Origin of the sequence: Polaribacter sp. MED152, from assembly GCF_000152945.2 — a bacterium.
Taxonomy (GTDB): Bacteria; Bacteroidota; Bacteroidia; order Flavobacteriales; family Flavobacteriaceae; genus Polaribacter.
In genome coordinates, this window is the sequence record NC_020830.1 from 2,831,681 (window position 1) to 2,846,451 (window position 14,771).

At 29.9% G+C, this 14,771-nt stretch carries 17 protein-coding genes; 11 read left to right on the forward strand and 6 right to left on the reverse strand.

Features of this window, described 5'->3' with window-relative positions:
* Positions 1-94 precede the first annotated feature (94 nt).
* The 4 genes from MED152_RS12675 (at position 95) to MED152_RS12690 (ending at position 2,704) form a co-directional block, all read left to right on the forward strand.
* Positions 95-1,210: a DUF2914 domain-containing protein gene (locus MED152_RS12675; RefSeq protein ID WP_015482294.1), complete on the forward strand. Its 1,116-nt coding sequence runs from the start codon at positions 95-97 to the stop codon at positions 1,208-1,210.
* Positions 1,211-1,274: 64 nt separating this feature from the next.
* Positions 1,275-1,601 (forward strand): helix-turn-helix transcriptional regulator, encoded by a 327-nt coding sequence (locus MED152_RS12680; protein ID WP_015482295.1) that lies wholly within the window; start codon positions 1,275-1,277, stop codon positions 1,599-1,601.
* An 18-nt stretch (positions 1,602-1,619) separates the two neighbouring features.
* Positions 1,620-2,225 (forward strand): low molecular weight phosphatase family protein, encoded by a 606-nt coding sequence (locus MED152_RS12685; protein WP_015482296.1) that lies wholly within the window; start codon positions 1,620-1,622, stop codon positions 2,223-2,225.
* Between the two features lie 11 nt (positions 2,226-2,236).
* Positions 2,237-2,704, forward strand: coding sequence for a DUF6428 family protein (locus MED152_RS12690; protein WP_015482297.1), 468 nt, complete (start codon positions 2,237-2,239; stop codon positions 2,702-2,704).
* 71 nt (positions 2,705-2,775) lie between these two features.
* Here MED152_RS12690 and MED152_RS12695 read toward each other — a convergent pair whose 3' ends face one another.
* Together MED152_RS12695 and MED152_RS12700 are read right to left on the reverse strand one after the other, a co-directional pair.
* A complete protein-coding gene (locus MED152_RS12695; protein WP_015482298.1) occupies positions 2,776-3,813 on the reverse strand; it encodes an RluA family pseudouridine synthase in 1,038 nt (345 codons plus the stop codon).
* A 28-nt stretch (positions 3,814-3,841) separates the two neighbouring features.
* Positions 3,842-4,243, reverse strand: coding sequence for a PASTA domain-containing protein (locus MED152_RS12700; protein WP_238559142.1), 402 nt, complete (start codon positions 4,241-4,243; stop codon positions 3,842-3,844).
* A gap of 246 nt (positions 4,244-4,489) precedes the next feature.
* On the opposite strand from MED152_RS12700, the gene MED152_RS12705 reads away from it, so the two are divergent.
* The 4 genes from MED152_RS12705 to MED152_RS12720 are packed head-to-tail and all read left to right on the forward strand — an operon-like array spanning position 4,490 to position 8,794.
* Positions 4,490-5,464 carry a D-alanine--D-alanine ligase gene (locus MED152_RS12705; RefSeq protein ID WP_015482300.1) on the forward strand — a complete coding sequence of 325 codons (975 nt, stop codon included), beginning with the start codon at positions 4,490-4,492 and terminating at the stop codon, positions 5,462-5,464.
* A 4-nt stretch (positions 5,465-5,468) separates the two neighbouring features.
* Positions 5,469-5,927, forward strand: a complete 459-nt coding sequence (coaD, locus tag MED152_RS12710; RefSeq protein ID WP_015482301.1) for a pantetheine-phosphate adenylyltransferase — start codon at positions 5,469-5,471, stop codon at positions 5,925-5,927.
* A gap of 3 nt (positions 5,928-5,930) precedes the next feature.
* The gene (locus MED152_RS12715; RefSeq protein WP_015482302.1) at positions 5,931-7,688 is read left to right on the forward strand and encodes a M14 family metallopeptidase; all 1,758 of its coding nucleotides are present in this window, start codon (positions 5,931-5,933) and stop codon (positions 7,686-7,688) included.
* Positions 7,689-7,690: 2 nt separating this feature from the next.
* Positions 7,691-8,794, forward strand: a complete 1,104-nt coding sequence (locus MED152_RS12720) for a lactonase family protein (RefSeq protein WP_015482303.1) — start codon at positions 7,691-7,693, stop codon at positions 8,792-8,794.
* Here the strand turns inward: MED152_RS12720 and MED152_RS12725 are convergent, their stop codons facing one another.
* From MED152_RS12725 to MED152_RS12735, 3 genes are all read right to left on the reverse strand, one after another.
* A complete protein-coding gene (locus MED152_RS12725) occupies positions 8,795-9,859 on the reverse strand; it encodes a T9SS type A sorting domain-containing protein (protein ID WP_015482304.1) in 1,065 nt (354 codons plus the stop codon).
* Positions 9,860-10,231: 372 nt separating this feature from the next.
* Positions 10,232-11,893: a SulP family inorganic anion transporter gene (locus MED152_RS12730; protein ID WP_015482305.1), complete on the reverse strand. Its 1,662-nt coding sequence runs from the start codon at positions 11,891-11,893 to the stop codon at positions 10,232-10,234.
* A 47-nt stretch (positions 11,894-11,940) separates the two neighbouring features.
* The gene (locus MED152_RS12735) at positions 11,941-12,537 is read right to left on the reverse strand and encodes an NUDIX hydrolase (RefSeq protein ID WP_041383696.1); all 597 of its coding nucleotides are present in this window, start codon (positions 12,535-12,537) and stop codon (positions 11,941-11,943) included.
* A 7-nt stretch (positions 12,538-12,544) separates the two neighbouring features.
* Here MED152_RS12735 and pyrE point away from each other — a divergent pair, with 7 nt between their 5' ends.
* Positions 12,545-13,186 (forward strand): orotate phosphoribosyltransferase, encoded by a 642-nt coding sequence (gene pyrE, locus MED152_RS12740; protein WP_041384040.1) that lies wholly within the window; start codon positions 12,545-12,547, stop codon positions 13,184-13,186.
* An 11-nt stretch (positions 13,187-13,197) separates the two neighbouring features.
* A complete protein-coding gene (locus MED152_RS12745; protein WP_015482308.1) occupies positions 13,198-13,587 on the forward strand; it encodes a hypothetical protein in 390 nt (129 codons plus the stop codon).
* Here the strand turns inward: MED152_RS12745 and MED152_RS12750 are convergent.
* The gene (locus tag MED152_RS12750; RefSeq protein WP_015482309.1) at positions 13,584-14,315 is read right to left on the reverse strand and encodes a biotin--[acetyl-CoA-carboxylase] ligase; all 732 of its coding nucleotides are present in this window, start codon (positions 14,313-14,315) and stop codon (positions 13,584-13,586) included. The genes MED152_RS12745 and MED152_RS12750 overlap by 4 nt on opposite strands.
* Positions 14,316-14,402: 87 nt before the next feature.
* Here MED152_RS12750 and rsfS point away from each other — a divergent pair, with 87 nt between their 5' ends.
* A complete protein-coding gene (gene rsfS / locus MED152_RS12755; RefSeq protein ID WP_015482310.1) occupies positions 14,403-14,771 on the forward strand; it encodes a ribosome silencing factor in 369 nt (122 codons plus the stop codon).

Below are 14,771 nucleotides of genomic sequence, written 5' to 3' on the forward strand. Positions count from 1 at the left end.
ACGCTTCAAAAAATAGTTGATGATTATACTTGAATTATATTGATATTTGTATTGAAATAATTTATACGATTTAAGGTTAAATAGTTTTTTGTTAATGAAAAAGATATATTTTAAATACAAAGAAAGCAAGTTTCATAAATACGTAAGAACACATAAAAAATATGCTCCTCTCTTATTTTTTATAGCTGGTTTTACATGGGATTCTTTAACCTTAGGAAGAATAGACAGAATGTATGATTTGGTTGTACTTTCATCTCACATGGTTTTGCTAACACTCTCTCTTTACTTATATAACTTATCAGAAAACGAAAAACCTTTGCTGAAAATTCCGGCTAAATATGCTGTTTATTTGCCATTGGCTATTCAGTTTTTTTTAGGAGGATTATCTAGTGCTTACGTAATTTATTTTGCCAGAAGTGTTTCTTTATCTAAAACTGCTGTATTCTTCTTTTTATTACTACTCTTATTTATTGCGAATGAATTTTTAAGAAAAAGAATATCGAATAAGTATTTACAATTTGGATTTTACTTTTTCGTAAATTTTATATTTCTAAGCTGTTTTATACCCATTATTTTAAAAAAAATGAATTCTGAAATATTTTATTTATCAGGATTTATAAGTTTAATTTTTACACTAGTTTTAGTGTATTTGGTTTACAAATCAAGTCAAACTGCAAGAGTAGAAATAGTAAGATATAAAATGATAACGCTCATTTTAAGTATTTACTTTTTAATTAATGCCTGTTATTATTTTAAATTAATTCCACCTGTGCCATTGGCATTAGATAAAGGACTAATTGCTTATGATATAAAGATTAAAAACGATAAATATTTGGTGACTTATGAAATAGACGATTGGCTCTATTTTTGGAGAGATCATAAAACCGATTTTAATAAATCTAAAAGAGAGCCTGTTTATGTTTTTACATCAGTTTTTGCACCAACAGATTTAGAGAAAAAAATATTTCATAGATGGATGTGGTTTAATAAAACTGCAGATGATTGGCAAGTGATGGATGAAATTGGTTTTAATATTACAGGGGGCAGAGACAATGGGTATAGAGGTTACAGTTATAAAAATAATGTTCTAGATGGTAAGTGGAAAGTAGAGGTGGTTACTGAGGGAAATCTGGTATTAGGTGTTGTAGATTTTAATATTAATCTTCAAAAAAATAATGATAACTCTAAATTAGTGACTAAAGAGTTTTAAAAAATAGAGGTGAAATTTATCATTTTAAATTAATTAATCGTAATATTGCAATATATAAATAATCATGGGTTTAACTAAGACAGAAATATTTACAGAACAGCAAAATAGAATTGCTACAATAGCTAAAGTATTAGGTCATCCTGCAAGAATAGCCATTTTAGAATTTTTAATAAAATTAGAAAGTTGTGTTTGTGGAGACCTTGTAAAAGATATTGGTTTAGCACAACCAACAATTTCGCAACACCTAAAAGAACTTAAAAAAGTAGGATTAATTAAAGGTACTATAGAAGGTACCAGCGTTTGCTATTGTATTCATGAGGAAAACTGGGAAGAAATTAGTGTTTTATTAGGCGCATTTTTAAATAAAAAATCAAAAGGCACTTGCTGCTAACCAATCAAATTATAAAAAATGAATGCTCAAATTGAAAATGTAATCCAAAACCTAAATACTGATACCTTATCATCAGAAAGAAAAGCCGTTTTACAACCTCTAATTGATTTTATATCAGAAAAGAAATCAGAGAACAAACCAATTCGAATCAATTTTATTTGTACTCACAATTCTAGACGAAGTCATTTAGGGCAAATCTGGGCACAAACTATGGCAAACTATTTTACTATAGATAATGTTACTACATATTCAGGAGGAACAGAAACTACTGCCATGTTTCCAAAAGTGGGTGAAACTTTAGTAAATCAAGGATTTAAGTTGCAGAAATTGTCTGAAACAGAAAATCCTGTGTACGCTATTCAGTTTGATGATAATTCACATCCTGTAATTGCTTTTTCTAAAAAGTATAGTGATGATTTTAATCCTTCATCTGAGTTTGCAGCAATTATGACTTGTTCACATGCAGATGGAAATTGCCCATTTATTGCTGGTGCAGAAAAGAGAATTCCTATTACTTATGAAGATCCGAAATTGTTTGACAATACAGATCAACAGGATGAAAAATATGCTGAAAGAAGTTTGCAAATAGCAACAGAAATGAAATACGTTTTTTCTAACATTTAAAATATTTTGTCATGAAATTATCAGAAATAAAAACACATTTAAAACAATTAAAAACTATTGGTTTTCAATTACCAAATGGTGAATTGGTAGCTCCTCATTTCCACGTAACCGAAGTTGGTAGAGTTAAAAAAGACTTTATAGATTGTGGAGGAAAAGTAAGAAGCGAAGCTGTAATTAATTTTCAATTATGGGAAGAGCGAGATTATGATCATAGGTTACACCCAGATAAATTATTAAATATTATCGAACTCTCTGAAAAGATTTTTGAATTTGATGATTTGGAAATTGAAGTAGAATATCAAGGTAAAGATACTATTGGCAAATATAATTTAGATTTTGATGGGACTAACTTTTTACTAACTTCTAAATTAACGGCTTGTTTAGCATTAGATGCCTGTGGTATTCCTGCAGAAAAGCCAAGAATTAAAATATCTGATTTGCAGAACAATTCCTGTGCTCCAGGTTCTGGTTGTTGTTAAGAAAATATACGTCAAATATAAAAATCCATTCTATTTTTAGAATGGATTTTATATTTATAACAAAAAGAAAATTACTCAATTTCCTCTTTAGAATGTTCACTGTATGTTCTCCACTTTTCTAAACATTCACTAATATCATCAGGAATTTCAGAATTGAAACTCAAAAATTCTCCAGTTGTTGGGTGTGTAAAGCCCAATGTTTTTGCATGTAAGGCTTGCCTTGGTAAAACTTTAAAGCAGTTTTGAACAAATTGCTTGTATTTGGTGAACGTTGTACCTTTTAAAATTTCATCTCCTCCATATCTTTCATCATTAAATAATGTATGACCAATATGCTTAAAATGCGCTCTAATTTGATGTGTTCTTCCAGTTTCTAACTTACATTGTACTAAAGTTACATAGGTTAAACGCTCCAAAACCTTAAAGTGAGTTACTGCATGCTTGCCAAAATCTCCATCAGGAAAAACAGCCATTTGCAAACGGTTTTTTAAGCTTCTGCCAATATTACCTTCAATTCTACCTTCATCTTCTTCAATATTTCCCCAAACTAAAGCGTAATACAAACGCTCTGTAGTTCTGTCAAAAAATTGTTTAGATAAATGAGCCATTGCAAATTCAGTTTTTGCAACAACTAATAACCCACTAGTATCTTTGTCTATTCTGTGCACCAAACCAGGTCTTTCATTAGAATTGGTTGGTAAATTTTCTATATGATGAATTAAACCATTTACTAGTGTTCCAGAATAATTTCCATGGCCTGGATGCACAACCATACCTGCAGGTTTATTGACTACAATTACAGCATCATCTTCATAAATAATATCTAAGGGAATATCTTCTGCAACCAATAAGTTTTCTGCAGGAGGATAAGCCAAAACTACACGAACAACATCTTTTGGCTTCACCTTATGATTTGATTTTACAGCAATATCATTCACCAAAACATTACCTGCTTTTGCAGCCTGTTGCACCTTATTACGAGTAGCATTTTCAATAAAATTCATTAAAAATTTATCTACTCTTAAAGGCTCTTGTCCATCTGCCGCAACAAATTTATAATGTTCGTATAAATCGTCGTTTTCTGATTCTAAATTTTGGTTTTCTTCCAAATCTCTTTTAATTATCTACCTTAATAATCTATCTATTTCCATCACCTAAAACCAACTCAATTAGAGAGTTTTTTGGCAATTTATCATTCGGATTTATAATTTTACCATTATGTCTTAATCCTCTAACCACATCTTTACCAATATCTTTTACGTAGGTGTATTCTGTACCTACAACAAAACCAATTGCTCGTAGTTCAGAAATTGCCTGTCTTTTGGTTCTTCCATTTAAATCAGGAATGGTAATATCTCTGTATTTAGAAGGATTTAACGTTAAGTATATTTTTCTGTTTTCTTTTACAAAATCACCTCCTGAAGGGCTTTGTTCAATTACCGATCTTTTTGGGTATTCTGGGTTATAACTTGCACTATCAATTACCTTGTAATCTAAATTTAGCTCGTTTAACTTTCTTTCAGCTTCACTAATTGTCATTTTATGCAAGTCTGGAACTTGAATTTTTTGATCGTGATTAGTCGTTACATTCAACCAAAATTTAAGGATAAAAAAAAGCAATACAAAACTAACGATAGCAATTGCTAATTGTTTAAAAAACGATTTACTTTTAAGAAACTGAAAAATACCCATAGAATGTTTTTTGATTGGTGCACAAATATATAAAATCTAAACGTTGCAGTTTCTATTTATATTTTGATAAATTTGTTTAAATAATAGAATTTGATGAAAAAAAATATTGCCATTATTATGGGTGGTTATTCATCTGAAGCAGATATTTCCATAAAAAGCGGAAACGTAGTATTTCAAAATTTAGATACAAATAAATACAATGTTTTTAGAGTACATATTTTAAAGGATAAATGGGTAGTTTTAGATGAATCTAATGCAGAATACCAAATTAATAAAGATGATTTTTCTTGCGTTATAAATCAGAATCACATAAAATTTGATTGTGTGTTTAATGCAATACATGGTAATCCTGGAGAAAATGGAATGATTTTAAGCTACTTAGAATTGCTTAATATTCCTCATACATCAGCTCCTTTTTATCAAATGGCACTCACGTTTAACAAAAGAGACACCTTAAGTGTTGTAAAAGAATATGGTATTAAAACTGCAAAATCTATCTATTTAAATAAGGGTGATGTTATTAATACTAAAGAAATAAAAGAGAAAGTAGGCTTACCTTGTTTTATAAAACCTAACAATGCAGGTTCTAGTTATGGTATATCTAAAGCATATTCAGAAGAAGAGATTTTTCATGGAATTTTAAAGGCGTATAATGAGGATTCAGCTATTTTAATTGAATCTTTTTTAGAGGGTACAGAGGTTTCTGTAGGTGTTATTGAGTATGAAAATGAAATAAAAGTTTTACCGATTACTGAAATAGTTTCTGAAAATGATTTCTTTGATTATGAAGCTAAATATGAAGGTAAATCGCAAGAAATTACACCTGCAAGAATTACAGAACAACAACAAAAAAGGGTAGAAGAGGTAGCCCAAAATGTGTATAAATGTTTAAATATGTCTGGCTTTTCTAGAGCAGAATATATCTTTGTTAATAATGAGCCATATTTCTTAGAAATAAATACAGTGCCAGGTTTAACCGAAGAAAGTATATTGCCTCAACAAGCTAAAGAGGCTGGCATTTCTTTAGCACAACTTTTTGATAACGCTATTCAAATGGCATTAAATTAAAATTATGAAAAAAGCAGTTTTTCCAGGTTCTTTTGATCCTATTACACTTGGCCATTTTGATATTATTGAAAGAGGTGTAAAACTTTTTGATGAACTAATTATTGCTATTGGTATAAATGCCGATAAAAAATACATGTTCAGTTTAGAAGAGCGTAAAAGTTTTATTGAAGAGACATTTAAGAACGAACCAAAAATTAAAGTAGTTACCTATCAAGGTTTAACAGTAAACTTTTGTAAAGAACAGAATGCCGAATTTATTTTAAGAGGATTAAGAAATCCTGCTGATTTTGAGTTTGAAAAAGCCATAGCACATACTAATAGAAAATTATCGGAAATAGAAACTGTATTCTTACTAACTTCTTCAGGTAAGAGTTATATATCATCATCTATTGTGAGAGATGTTATCAGAAATAATGGAGATTATACAGGTTTAGTGCCTGATGCAGTTAGAGTTAAAAAATAATTTATGAATAAATTTTTATTGAAAACCCTATTGGTTTCTGCCTTTATTTTTATTGTTTCTTGCAATAAATCATCTAAAGAAACTACAGATTTTACCACACTTTTCGAAAAATCTAAAGGTACAGAAACACCAGAGTACAAAGATGTAATTGGGTATTATACCAATTTAGCTGATGCTTACGAACAAATTTCATTGTTCAGTTTTGGACAAACAGATTCTGGAGAACCATTGCATTTAGTAGTTTATGATAGAAATGGAATTTATAATATTGATGAAATTAAAAGTTCATCAAAAAATAGAATTTTAATTAATAATGGAATTCATCCTGGAGAATCAGATGGAATTGATGCTTCTATGATTTTGTTAAGAGATATTGTTCAAAACGATTCTTTACAGAAAAAGTATCAAAATTCTATCATTTGTGTTATCCCTGTTTATAATGTAGGTGGTTCTTTAAATAGAAATTCGCACACTAGAGCCAATCAAAATGGACCATTAGAATATGGTTTTAGAGGAAATGCTAGAAACTACGATTTAAATCGCGATTTTATTAAACAAGACACAAAAAATGCTGCAGCTTTCGCCGAGATTTTTCATACGGTAAATCCAGATGTTTTTATAGATAATCATGTTAGTAATGGTGCAGACTATCAATATGCAATTACGCATCTCTTTACGCAGCATAATAAATTAGGGGGTAGTTTAGGTTCTTTTTTACAGAATAAAATGAGGCCTGGTTTAGAACAATCACTGGCACAAAAAGATATTATCATAACACCATATGTAAATGTTTGGGGCAATACTCCAGAAGTAGGTTTTTCTCAATTTTTTGATTCACCTAGATATTCTACAGGTTATACAACCCTGTTTAATACTTTAGGATTAATGGTAGAAACACACATGCTTAAACCTTATAAAATTAGAGTGGAGCAAACGTATGAATTACTATTTTCTGCTTTTGATTTTACGGAAGAGAATTCAGCTAAAATTAAGGAATTAAGAGCAAAAGCAACTGAAGAAATTTTAGCAAAGAAAAGTTATCCTATTCAATATGCTGTAGATAGAGAAAAATACAGAACTTTAAAGTTTAAAGGATATGAAGGTAGTTATATAGAAAGTAAAGTTACCAATGGTAAAAGATTGTTTTATGACAAAAACAAGCCATTTGAAAAAGACACTAAGTATTTTGATGAATTTAAAGTAACCAAAGAAATAGAAATTCCTGTTGCTTATATTTTACCTAAAGGATGGCATGACATTGTTGCTAGACTAGATAATAATTTAATTGAATATACTAGTTTTAGTAAGGACACTACAATTTCAGTAACCGTAAATCATGTAAAAGATTTTAAATCTAGAAATGCGCCTTATGAAGGGCATTATTTGCATTACAATACAGAAGTTTTTAGTTCATCAAAAGAAGTTACCTTTAAAAAAGGAGATTTATACATACCAACCAATCAAAATGGAGTGCGTTATTTGCTGGAAACTATGGAGGCTGAAGCTACAGATTCATTCTTCAATTGGAATTTCTTTGATACAGTTTTACAAAAAAAAGAGGGCTATTCTGCTTATGTTTTTGAAGATGTTGCAGAACAAATTTTAAAAGACAATGAGTTTTTGAAAAATGAGTTCGAAAATAAGTTAAAAGAGGATAAGGATTTTGAGAAAAACCCTAGAAAACAGTTGGATTTTATTTATAAAAATTCTCCTTATTACGAAAAAGCGCATTTAATGTTACCTGTATTCAAAGTTTATTAATTATGAAAAAAATAGTGCTGTTCGCTTTAATATTAGTTTGTATAAATTGTAAAACTACCAATATAGAATCTTCGGAATTAACCACTTTTTTTGTGGGAACATATACTTCTGGAGAAAGTAAGGGCATTTATAAATATGCCATCAACAAAGATGGGATTTTACAAAAAATAGGTTTAGCTACAGAAACCAACAATCCATCTTATTTGGCAAAATCTAATGATGGTAAAACCTTAGTAGCAGTAGATGAAACAGATGATGAAGGTACAGGTTTTGTAAAATCATATCGTATTGAAAACGATTCATTAATTTATTTAAGTACTTCAAAAACAGGTGGTGCACATCCTTGTTTTGTAACTATAAATTCAGATAATGAAGTTCTTGTAGCGAATTATACAGGAGGTAATATTGCAGCTTATAAAATTGATAATCAAAATGGATTAACCAATTTGTTGGCAGTACAACAACATTTTGGTAAAGGAACCACTGCAAGACAAGAAGCACCTCATGCACATTCAGCATATTTTCATCCTTCTAAGAATGAAATTATTACTGCAGATTTAGGAACCAATGAATTGTGGTTTTCTACCTATAATGATTCCGAAAAATCCTTTGAATTTACAAAACAGGAAAAAATTAAAATGGCAGATGGAGCAGGTCCAAGGCATATTGCTTTTCATCCAAGCAAAAATTGGTTTTATACCATAAACGAACTGAACAACAAAGTTTCTTTAATTGTAGAAAATGAAAACAAGTATAGTTTAAAAAATACTTTTTCAATATTGCCTGAAGATTTTAAAGGAAATAGCTATGCTGCAGATATTCATATCTCTGCTGATGGTAAATTTTTGTATGCTTCAAATCGTGGACATAATTCAATTGCTATTTTTGAAATTGATCCTCTAAATGGAAATTTACAAATTCTGGATTTTGAGAGTACAAAAGGTAATTGGCCTAGAAATTTTGCTCTTTCTCCAGATGGAGATTTTCTTCTTGTAGCCAATGAAAAATCGAGTAATATAGTTTCATTCAAACGAAATAAAAAGAATGGTAAATTAAGTTTTATTTCTGAAATTAAAGCACCAAACCCAGTTTGTATTTTGTTTTAATTAATGTACTAAAACATTATTTCTGCTTACAACTTTACCTTCTTTCTTAAACATAATAAAGTAATTCCCTTTTGGAATTGAAGAAATATCTATTTTGTTAGAAGTATAGTTTTGCTTTTCTAGAATTGTTTTTCCTAGAACAGAGTAAATGGTGAATCCATCAAAACTAATATTACTGTTTTCAATAGTTATAAAATTCTCTGAAGGATTTGGGTATATATTGATTGCATTATTTACTAGATTAACTTTATCTATAGATAGAGGTGAAGTTTCCTCAATACTAAAGTCGGCAAAAAGAACAGCTTCATCTTTTAAATCTTGTGCATTATTCAAACTTCTATAAATGCCCCATTTTGGTCTTGCAAATTCAGCTCCTGCTTGCCAATTATCTAAGTTAGAGTTTTGATAGTATAGAATAACAGCATCAGTTGCTGTATTTTTAATCTCAATTTCGTAGTTGCTATTTGTGCCATAAGTTAAATCAACTGTTATTGATACCCAGTTGCCACGCAACAAATCAAGATCTGCTGTTTTTATAGTATTTTGGTCGTTGGTACTTGTATATCTTAATTCCAATCGATCTGGAGTGGCTTTCCTTGCAGTTAACGTAAACATAGGGATTGATGCAAAATCACCTCCAACCGATTTTATTTGATGTAAATGGGTAAAATTAGGCGAAACTTGAAAATCAGAACTAATCTTCATTTTCCATTTATAGATGACACGTTCTCCTTCTAAGCCTATTAGATTATCAGGACTTTTATCATAAGATTTAATTTCAGTTCGTTGCCTGTCAAAGGTTTTACACCTATCATTATCTTCTGAAGTATGTGCAAAAAAGCGAAAAACATGCTTGTTTAATTCTGAATCAAAAATTTCATCTATATGTCTTCCAAAGGAGGTATGACCACAATCTGGAACTTCAACAACATTGTAATTTGGAGCCATAACTGAGTTAATCAACTCATAAGTATTTCCTGCACCATCTGCATTTAAAACCACTTGAGCTTTAAAATTTGGAGTTGTAGCAGTAAAAAGAAGTAGTAAAAAAAGGACTCTAAACATAAATCAATAATTGGTTAACCAATTTGGTTATCCAAATATACTAATTTTTAAATAGAAATAAATATTAATAGGTTATTGGATTCTAGGATAGTAATGTTCGTAGTTGATAACAAATTTTTGCTAAAAGAATAAATTATTTTAATACATTTAAAGTAAGCACGGTTTTTAATTTTGAGCTCACAAACTTCATATTGCTTTTAAAACACTACACTATTTAAAAAATTATAGTAGTATATATTAAAAAATATACTAGAATATTTATAAAAATATACTAGTATATTTTAAATTAACCTACTGTGTAATCAACTAAAAGTAGCTTAACTAATTATAATTTTGTTACCTTCTATTAATCAAAAGTTATAAGGTTTAAGTCTAAAACTTGTATTCGCTTAAAGGTTTTGGAAACTTCTCAGGATTTGCAGCTAGGTGATACCTTGGATCATCAATATTTTCTACAATAACATCTTTAAAAATTGGTGAAGCCTTGTATAATAAAACTTTACAATCTTCACTTAAATGTTTTAAAGTAACTTTTTTATTTAGTGCTTGGTATTTTTCTACCAGAGCAAATATGGCTTCAATTGCTGAATGATCGGATATTCTAGCTTCAACAAAATCTATTTCTACTTGATCTGGGTCATTTTTTACATCAAATTTTTCATTAAAAGCGGAAATACTACCAAAGAATAAAGGACCCCAAATTTCATATATTTTAGTTCCATCTTCTTTAAAACGTTTTCTAGCTCTAATTCTTCTTGCATTTTCCCAAGCAAAAACCAAAGCAGAAATAATTACACCTACAAAAACAGCAATCGCTAAATCAAAAATTACGGTTACAGCAGATACTGTAATTAAAACAAAGGCATCAGATTTAGGAATCTTCTTAATAATTCTAAAACTAGACCAAGCAAAGGTTTCAATAACCATCATAAACATAACACCCACTAAAGCTGCAATTGGCACTTGCTCTATTAATTTATCTGTAAATAGTATAAAAGTTAATAATGTAACAGCCATCATTATTCCAGATAATCTTCCTCTACCACCAGCGTTGATGTTAATAACGGTTTGGCCAATCATTCCACAACCACCTGTTCCACCAAACAAACCACTTACTATATTTCCTGCTCCTTGAGCTACACATTCTTTATTACCATTTCCTCTAGTTTCTGTTAATTCATCAACTAAATTCATTGTCATTAGAGATTCAATTAAACCTACAGATGCTGCTAATACAGCAAAAGGTAAGATAAAAGTTAGGGTGTCTAAATTTAATGGTAAGTTTTGCCATAGTTCTAAATTCGGAGTTGGAAACTCGCCTTTTAATCCTGTTCCTCCACCTTCTATAATGTAAGAACCTACTGTAGAAACTTCTAATCCAGAAAAAACAACGATTAGAGTAGTAATTAAAATAGCAGTTAATGATGCTGGAATTTTTTTAGTGATTTTAGGTAATATCCAAATAATACCCATAGTTAAGGCTACTAAACCAATCATAATATAAAGTTCATTGCCTTGCATAAATGTGCTTGTATATTCTTTTACACCTTCTGCAGAAACACTTAAAGATTTGTGTGAAAACATTTTTACTTGCGCCCAAAAAATAACGATAGCTAAACCATTTACAAAGCCCATCATCACTGGATGAGGAATTAATCGTACAAATTTTCCTAATTTAAAAACTCCTGCTAGAATTTGAATTACACCCATTAAAATTACACAACCCAAAAGGTAGAAGTAACCCATGTTATCTATTGGCGTGTCAAAAAGCATTCCTTTCGTATGCCCTTCAGCAATCATAGAAACAAAAATAACAGCAACAGCACCTGCAGCACCAGAGATTAAACCTGGTCTACCACCAAAAATAGCTGTAATTAAACCTATAATGAATGCTCCAGAAAGTGCTACTAAAGGGTCTATTTGTGCAACAAACGCAAAAGCAACTACTTCAGGAATCATTGCTAAAGATACTGTGATACCTGCTAAAACATCGTCTTTAACATTTGGGGTAATTTTTTTTATGAATTCTGTCATAACTTATAGGTTTTTAAAAGTCGGCAAATATAGTATGTTTTTTAGATTTAAGCCTGTTTATAAGCATCATAAACCAATTTAATATTGGCATATGTGTTAGAAAGTGTTTTTTTTATTTCTATAGTATTTAAGAAAACTACTTTTGTAATGCCTTCTTCTAATTGTGGTGTTAAGGGTGATGCATCATTAGAATGCATTAAAAACCAATGTGTTTCTTTAAGTTTTAGGCCTTTATGTTTATAAATGTGATAAGTTGTAGCTAATGGTTTTAAGATAGAAAGGTTGGTAATACCACATTCTTCTTCTACTTCTCTAACAGCCGCTAATTCTTTAGATTCCCCTTTTTCTATCCATCCTTTGGGTAAATCCCATGTTCCGTTCCTAAAAATAAATAGCACTGATTGCTGATTATTTACAACTAAACCACCTGCAGCAGGAATTACTTTTAAATTTTTAGTGAATATTTGCCAATCAAGTTCTAAATTTGCACTGACTAAAATGACGCCAAAAATAGTTTCCTCTTCTAATTTAAGAAGTACATCATCAAATTCAAGTTCAGAGAATGAATAAATTGGAAAATTTTTTTCATTTTTTGATGAAGATGTGATAATTATTGGTTTATCATTTACAAAAACTTTATACATTTGTGACATGGTTATGAACAAAGATACTTCAAAAAAAACAGCTGAACTTTTATTGCAAATAAAAGCGATTAAACTAAGTCCTAACGAACCTTTTCAGTGGGCTTCAGGATGGAAATCACCTATTTATTGTGACAATAGAGTTACCTTATCTTATCCTCCAGTACGTGTTTTTTTAAAGGAGGAAATTGCTAAAATTGCTGAGTTAGAATATGGTAAACCAGATGTAATTGCTGGGGTTGCAACAGGTGCTATAGCAATTGGGATTTTAGTTGCTCAAGAACTAGGTGTGCCTTTTGTATATGTTAGGCCAGAACCTAAAAAACATGGTAGAAAAAACCAAATTGAGGGGCATTTAGAAAGTGGTCAGAATGTTGTGGTTATAGAAGATTTAATAAGTACAGGTAACAGTAGTTTAAATGCAGTTGCAGCATTAAAAGAGGCTGGAGCAGTAGTTAAAGGTATGGTTGCTATATTTTCTTATGGTTTTGATGTAGCAACAGAAAACTTTAAAGACAAAAACGTAAATTTAAAAACATTAAGTGATTACGAGAATCTTTTAGAGCAAGCATTAGACAGTAATTATATTTCTCAAAAAGAATTAGCAACTCTACAAGAATGGAGAGCTAACCCTAGTGAGTGGAAACAATAAAATAAGTAAGCATGAATATACAAGGTACTAGAGTAGTAGTTGAGAAATCTCAAAAAGAAACATTCGAATTTTTATCTGATTTAAAGAACTTTGAGCAGTTAATGCCAGAATCTATTCAGAAATTTGAAGTAGATGGCGATTCATTTATTTTTGGTTTAAAAGGAATGCCAGAAATTAGATTGGTTTTGAAAGAGAAAACTCCTTATTCTAATGTAACTTTAGGAGCTGCAAGTAGTAAATTAGATTTTCAACTAGTGGCAGATATTCAGCCTGTAGATGAAGATTCATCTGAAGTACAATTAGAATTTCAGGGCAAGTTTAATGCAATGATGGCAATGATGGTTAAAAAACCATTAACGAGTTTTATTGAAACGCTTACAGATAATTTAGAAACAATTTAAGCAAAAGAAATTTCCTTAATTCCGAATTCTTTTATAGTCTCATCTCCGAGTTCTACTTTAAGATTTCCAGAATTAGAAATACCTATAATTTTACCCATAAATAAAGCATTCTCTGCTGTTTTAAACATGCTAGGAATGTTTTTTTTGTATAATACTTTAAGATAGTCATTTTCTAAGGTATCGTACTCTTTATCTAGCAATTGTTTTATTCTAAGTTTTATTGCAGTTACAACTTCTACAAGCAATTCATCTAAGTTGTAAGATTTGCCTGTAATATTTTTTAAAGATGATGCTTTAGATAGGTTCTCGTAAAATGTTTCTTGATTTACATTAATACCAATTCCAACCACAGCATATTTCATAGCACCTTTAGAAATTGAATTTTCAATTAAAATGCCACAAATTTTTTGATTAGCTGACAGAATGTCGTTTGGCCATTTTATAAATAACTGTTTATTAATGTACATAGAAATAGCATCATACACACCCAAACTAATGGCAAAATTAAAATATTTATAATGGTTTAATTCTAAATTTAAATCATTGATAAAAGCACTGAACGTAAGGTTTTTAAAAGGTTCTGAGGCCCAAGTATTTTCTTGTTGGCCACGCCCATTTGTTTGATCTTTAGCTACAACCACAGTATAGTTTTCTAAAGAAGAATTTTTCGCCATTTCTTTTAAAAAAGAATTTGTAGAATCAATGGCATTAAGTTTGATTAAATTCAATTGTTAAATATTGTGTAAACTAGTTCAATAATACACAAAATACTCGCAAAAAAATAATAACTTTGCATTAAATTAGAGAAGAGATTAATGACAAAAAAACAAGTAAGCACAGATGATTTAATCGCTGTAATTATTAAAGGAATTGATGATGTTAAAGGAGAAGACATCCAATTATTAGATTTAAGAGATATAGAAAATACCGTATGCGATTATTTCGTAATTTGCTCTGGTAATTCAAATACACAAGTGAACGCTATTTCTAGTTCAGTTCAAAAAGTAGTAAGTAAAGAGGTTAAAGATAAACCTTGGCATGTAGAAGGTCAAGGAAACTCTGAATGGGTTTTAATGGATTATGTAAACGTAGTTGTGCACATTTTTCAAAAGCATGTTAGAGATTATTATGATATTGAAAGCCTTTGGGGTGATGCAAAAATCACCGAAATTAACCCAGTATAA